Here is a 6,018-nt window from a genome sequence, read left to right on the forward strand (position 1 = left end):
GTCCGGGACACGGCCGTCCCGGGCACCGGGCCCGTCAGGACCGGCCTGTCACCCCGTGCCGGGGTGCGCGGCCGGTCAGGTCTTGTCGGGCCGCTCGGTCACCCGCAGCGTGTTCAGCAGCGGCTTCCCATAGCCCTTGTGGGCGATGAACCGTACGTTCAGCGTCCCGTCCGTCACCGTCACGGTGTAGGTGCGCTGGACCGCCGCGTACGAGCCCGCCTCCAGGGCGATGTCCAGGGACGGCAGGACCTCGACCCCCTCGGCGAGGACGTCGAAGACACGGCTGTTGGGACGGGTGCCCGACAGTTCGGCAAAGCCCAGCTCGACCGTGTAGACGCCGTTGGGGACGGTGTCGAAGCGGTACTCGTACAGGCCCTCGCGCGCGGTGCGGAAGAGCGCCGGGTCCTCGGTGCCGGTGATGGCACGGGTGGTGGACCTGGTCGAGGTGGTGCCCTGGTAGCCGTGGGATCCGGCCGCGTACCGCTTGTCCGGGGTCCAGCTGTCGCCGAAGCGGTCCACCGAGCCGCCGCCGGCGCCGCTGTCCACGGCGACCTGGTAGCGCGGCACGACCACCTTGACCGGCACGGTCAGCACCGGCGAGCGTCCGCTGCGCGACTCGATCCGTACGCTCGCCGTCAGCACGGTGCCGGGTGCCTGCCCCGCCGTGTCGACCGCGAACGACAGCGGCTGCCTCGCCCCGTTCGCCAGCTCCCCGGCGGCCGGGGTGACGGTCAGCCAGGACGCGTCCTCGGTGAGGGTGTACGGGGTCGGCGAGCCCGTGTTGGACAGGTCGAGCGACCGGGTGCGCCGCTGCTCCGCCGGGGCGACGATCTCGACCCCGGAGCCGCTGGCCGCGACCCGCCCGGTCTTGAGGGAGTGGCTCAGCTCGGCGACCGCGTCGGCCCCGAGGGTGACCGTGGCGGCGCTCTCCTCGTACGCGGCGGCGGTCACCGTCACGGGGTGGTCACCGGACGCGGTCTGCACCACATAGGTGCCGTCCGCCGCCGTGGTCGCGGTCGTCGCCGTCGGCCCGGTGCCCACGGTGACCGTGGCCCCGCCGACGCCCTTGGTGTCGTTGGCGTCGAGCACCTGGCCGCGCAGCACACCGCTCTTGGTGGTGCGGAAGGAGACGGAGAGCCCGTCGCTGAGCGCGGCCTGGTTGAAGGAGTAGGAGAACGCGTCGGTACCCGTCGCGTTCTCGATCCCGATGGTGGCGCCGGAGCCGTTCTTGAACCCGGTGCCCGCGGTTCCCTTGTAGTGGTACGAGACACGGCCGTCCTCGCCGATCACGGCCGAGAAGGAGAAGCGCTCGCCCTGCTGCGCCCAGTGGACGACATCGCGCCACTCGACCACGAAGGCCCGGTGCGGCGCGGTGCCGACGACACCGGTGTAGATGCCGCCGTCCCCGCCGACCAGCAGATCGTCCCAGAACGGGTAGAGCGCCGCGTTCGGGGTGGCGGTGGCCGGGATCTGGACGTTGTTGTCACTGGTGTGGGCGCCGCCGAAGCTGACGGTTCCGTTGGTGCCCACATGGGTGGCGGTGTAGTTGCGGCCGTACAGCGGCACGGCGAACGGCAGCTGCACCAGCTCGGTGGCCGAGTCACCGGTCAGCGCCAGCTTGGTGGTACCGGGGACATAGGCCCGGGTGCCGCCGAGGCAGGCGTAGCCGAAGGTGTCGGTGCGCTCGGGCAGGGTGATGGCGGCCGTGGTGTCGCCGGTGACGCTGACGAGCGCGCTGCCCGGGCTGACACAGCGGGAGCCATGGGTGGCCCGCAGCTGGTACTCGCCGTGCGGCAGGGTCACCTCGAAGGCGCCCTGGGCGTCGGCGGTCGCGGTGACCGGGGTGTTCAGGACGGTGATCTCGGCACCCGCCGCGGGCCCGCTGGCGGAGCTGACCGTGCCGGTGACCCGGGCCGACGGCGCCTGGGCCAGCGAGAAGTCCTGGGTGGCCGTGGCGCCCTCGGTGACGGCCACGGTGGCCGTGACCTTGCCGTAGCCGAACTTGGAGGCGGCGACGGCGTAGGAGCCGACGGAGAGGGTGGGGAAGCTGTAGGTGCCGTCGGCGGCGGTGGTCGCGGTGCGGTCGATGGGTCCGTCGGCGAGGACCTGGGCCCCGGCGACGGGCGTCCCGCCCGAGGTCACGGTGCCGTTGAGGGCGCCGAGCGGTCCGCGCGGCGCGGCCTGGACGGCGGCGAGCACATCGAGCCGTCCCTCACCGAAGACGTTGTTCTTCGCCGGGGTGCCACCGCACTGGGGCGCGTCCACGTCGATCGCGGTCTGGTCGAGCAGCGCCTCGGTCTGCGCCAGGGAACCCTGGAGGGCGGGCGCGGCGGACCAGATCAGCGCCACGGCCGCGGCGGTGTGCGGCGAGGCCATCGAGGTGCCGGAGAAGGAGCCGTAGGCGCCGTTGCGGATGGCGGAGCGCACATTGGCGCCGGGAGCGGCGATATTGGGCTTGATACCGCCCTCGTCACCGGGGCCGCGCGAGGAGAACGACGCGATGTTGTTGTTGATGTCGAACGCGCCGGAGCTGTACGAGGCCACATAGTTGCCGGGCGAGCCGCTGGTGCCGCAGTTGGGGCCGCCGTTGCCGTTGGAGAAGGCCGGGAAGATGCCCGCCGTCCGCCAGGCGTTGACGATCTCCTTGTACCAGGGGTTGTGGGCCGCGCTGCCCCAGGAGTTGTTGACGATGTCCGGCGCCAGGTCGGGACGCGGGTTCTGCCCGTTGAGGTCCGTCGGCGCGACGATCCACTGCCCGGAGGCGAGCAGCGACGGCTGGGAGCAGCTGCTGGACTCGCAGCCCTTGGCGGCGATCCACTTGGCGCCCGGCGCCACACCGATCTGGTTCGCGGCGCCGTCGTCACCGACCATCGTGCCCATGGTGTGGGTGCCGTGGTCGTTGTTGTCGCAGGGCGCCTTGCCCGCGCAGATGTTCGCGGGGTCGAACCAGTTGTAGTCGTGGCTGACCGTGCCGCTCGCGGACCGTCCCCGGTACTGCTCGTCCAGGGCGGGGTGGTTCGCGTCGACGCCGGTGTCGATGTTGGCGACGACGATGCCCTCACCGCGCACCCCGAACTGGGACCAGACCTGGGGGGCCTTGGTGCGGTCGATGTTCCACTCGACCGCGTTGACGGTGTTCTCCCGCTCGCCGGGGATCGGCTTGGGGAGGGTGATCCGGTCCTCGGCGTCGATGCGCGCGACCTCGGCGCGCTCGGCGATGCTGTTCACCAGCTTGGGGCCGCCGACGACCCGGACCGCGTTGACGATCCAGTACGAGGTGTACTCGACGCGGGCCGCGTCCAGGCTCTTGAGCAGGTCGGCCTGGGTGCGCCGGGCGTGTTCCGTCTTGGCCTCGTAGACGGCCTCCGCCTTGGCGGCCTTGCCGCTGGCGCGGTTGGCGGCGGTGAGGTTGGCCTCGCTGTCGAGGTACACCCAGAAGACGGCCTTGCCGTCGTCGAGCTCCGCCGTCAGCCGTGGTTCGATCTTCCGCTCGGCGACCGTGGGGCCGCCGTCGGACGAGGGGGGCGCGGGCGCGGCGAGCGCCGTCCCCCCGGCTACGGGTAAGAGGAGAAGTGAGGTCAGGGCGGCGCACAGGGTGCGCAGGGGTCTGTTCCGTCTGGTCCGTCGTGCCACGGTGTCTCCTCTTGCGCTGGCGGCGGATCGCGGTCCGCCGAGGGACGTGCAGGAAACGTGCGTGGTTCAGGTGCGGCTCACCCCGGGCTGAGGCCGTCGTCCAGCCGTTGCCATGGACGGGTCAAGAACCGCACGCCATAGTGGATCAGCTCAACTCCGGGAACAAGGGGGCACGCACGCCCCGTTCACTTCCCGTCCATACGGCCACGGGTCCGCTCGCCTCGGTACGGGTGGGCCGACGGGCGCACTGGAGGCACCCCGGGGTCCGCCCGGAAGGGGCTCAGGACCGGCGCCGCCCGATCGCCCGTTCCTGGTGATCTCCGCGTGTCCCACCGGAGACACGCTCCGGGCCCGCGCCTGGGACAGGACAGCCGCCGCCTGCCGGAGCTGGTGGTTCCGCGCTGCGTGAGGGGGATTCCGCTTCGGCTCGGGCACCCGGGCGCGGCCACCGGGAAGTTCATGTCCCGTTCACTCCCCCGCCGTCATTCCGCCAGGTCGGACGCGGCGCGGGTGGGGGTGGGGGTGTCGGCGCGGGTGGAGGTGCGGGTGGAGGTGGGGGCGCGGACACGGGCCGGAGGAGGGCCGGCCGACAGGCGGGCAGGCGGACGGGCATCCGGGCGGGCAGCGGAGGTGCGTCGGGTCCGGGTCAGCTCCCGCCCACGTGCGTCACACCGGCCTCACCGGTACGCCGCTGCACATCGCTCAACAGCAGCGCCAGCAGTTCGCCGAGCTGGTGCCGCTGATCGGGGGTGAGCCCCTGGACCAGCTCCGCCTCACGCCCGAGGACCTCGTCGACCGTCGCCTCCACCAGCGCATGACCCGCCGGGGTCAGGGCCACCTGGACGGTACGCGGCCGCCCTTCCCCCGGAGCGCGTCTCACCAGCCCCTCCCGCTCGGCCCGGGCGACCCGCTGCGAGACCGCCCCGGCCGTCACCAGCGAACGGCGCCCCAGTTCACGCGTGGTGAGCGTGTACGGAGGACCGGACCGCCGCAACACACTCAGCAGGTCCAGCGTGGCCGCGTCCACTCCGGCACGGGCCAGGACCCGGCGACGGTCATCCCCGAAGAGCTTGGCCAGCTGCCACAGAGGCGTGACGATCCCGATCGAGGAGACCGGGGTGCCCGGCCGCTCCCGGGCCCAAGCGGCGGCGATGGCCTCGGCGGTCGCCTCGGGCCTCACTCCGGGCTCCACTCCGGGCTCCACTCCGGACCTCGCTTCGAGCGCGGCCCCGGCGGCGATCCGGCTGCCCCGGGCCGCTCCCGGGTGGGCGCCCTGGGCCGTGTCCGGGGAGGCGCCTCCCTCCCCCGCCCCGGGCGAACCGGATCCCCAACTCTCGCGCCGCGCGGGCACGTTCCCGTCGTACGCCCTTGCCATGCCCCCACTCCGTCCTGCTAGATTCAGACCTAAATTTAGACCTCAATGAACAAGGTGGATCCAGGATATGACACGGAACATCCTCGTCACCGGCGGAGGCACGGGCATCGGCCTGGCCGTCGCGCGCCACTTCGCCGAGGCGGGCGAGCGGGTCTTCATCACCGGCCGCCGGGCCGACCCCCTGGAGGAGGCGGCGAAGGCCCTCGGGGCGGAGCCCCTGGTCTGCGACCACACTGACCCCGAGGCCGTCGCGGCGCTGGTGGACCGCCTCCCCGACCCGGTGCACGTGCTCGTCAACAACGCGGGCGGGAACACCGACTTCGACGCCGACGGCCGCACGGACCTCGCCGCCTACGCACGCGACTTCCGCGCCAATCTCGACGCCAACGTCCTCACCGCGGCCCTCACCACCAAGGCCCTGGAGCAGCGGCTCGCCCCCGGTGGCGCCGTGATCCAGATCGGGTCGATCGCCGCCGACACCGGCGCGGGTTCCTACGGCGCGGCCAAGGCGGCCCTGACGACGTGGAACCTCTCGGTCGCCGGACTGCTCGGCCCCCGTGGCATCACCGCCAACGTGGTCGCCCCGGGCTATATCGCCGACACCGAGTTCTTCCGCGACCGCATGACCGACCAGCGCCGGGAGACGCTGGTCGCCGCGACCAAGACCGGGCGGGCCGGGGCGCCCTCGGATGTGGCCGGAGCGGTCGTCTTCCTCGCCTCGCCCGCCGCGCGCCACATCACGGGCCAGGTGCTCCATGTGAACGGGGGCGCGCACGGCACCCGCTGACGCCGTCGCCCGTGCGCGATCAGGACGGCCCGGTGGCGGGCCCGCGTGCCCCGGGAAGGCCGCCCCCACCTCCGTAGGAACCGCCTCCCCACCTCCGTACGGACCGCGTCCCCGCTCCCGTACGGACGGCGTCCCCGTTCCCGTACCGACGCCTCCGCGCTCCCCTGCGGACCGGGTGCCCGCGCCCGTACGACTCCCGTGTCGCGCGCACGGGGTCCCTCGT

General features: G+C 72.9%; 3 protein-coding genes. 1 reads left to right on the forward strand and 2 read right to left on the reverse strand.

Annotated features, from left to right (window positions below):
* Window positions 1-75 precede the first annotated feature (75 nt).
* Window positions 76-3,633 (reverse strand): S8 family serine peptidase, encoded by a 3,558-nt coding sequence (locus tag ACFVIM_RS31860; RefSeq protein ID WP_384308866.1) that lies wholly within the window; start codon window positions 3,631-3,633, stop codon window positions 76-78.
* Between the two features lie 646 nt (window positions 3,634-4,279).
* Window positions 4,280-4,837 (reverse strand): MarR family winged helix-turn-helix transcriptional regulator, encoded by a 558-nt coding sequence (locus ACFVIM_RS31865; protein ID WP_384308871.1) that lies wholly within the window; start codon window positions 4,835-4,837, stop codon window positions 4,280-4,282.
* Window positions 4,838-5,075: 238 nt separating this feature from the next.
* Between ACFVIM_RS31865 and ACFVIM_RS31870 the strand changes: the two genes are divergently transcribed.
* Window positions 5,076-5,795, forward strand: a complete 720-nt coding sequence (locus ACFVIM_RS31870; protein WP_384308868.1) for an SDR family NAD(P)-dependent oxidoreductase — start codon at window positions 5,076-5,078, stop codon at window positions 5,793-5,795.
* Window positions 5,796-6,018 lie beyond the last annotated feature (223 nt).

The sequence above is a fragment of the Streptomyces sp. NPDC057638 genome (assembly GCF_042800315.1).
GTDB lineage: Bacteria > Actinomycetota > Actinomycetes > Streptomycetales > Streptomycetaceae > Streptomyces.

Coding starts and splice junctions, on each gene's coding strand:
- ACFVIM_RS31870 (WP_384308868.1), top strand. CDS start 5,076: ATGACACGGAACATCCTCGTCACCGGCGGAGGCACGGGCATCGGCCTG.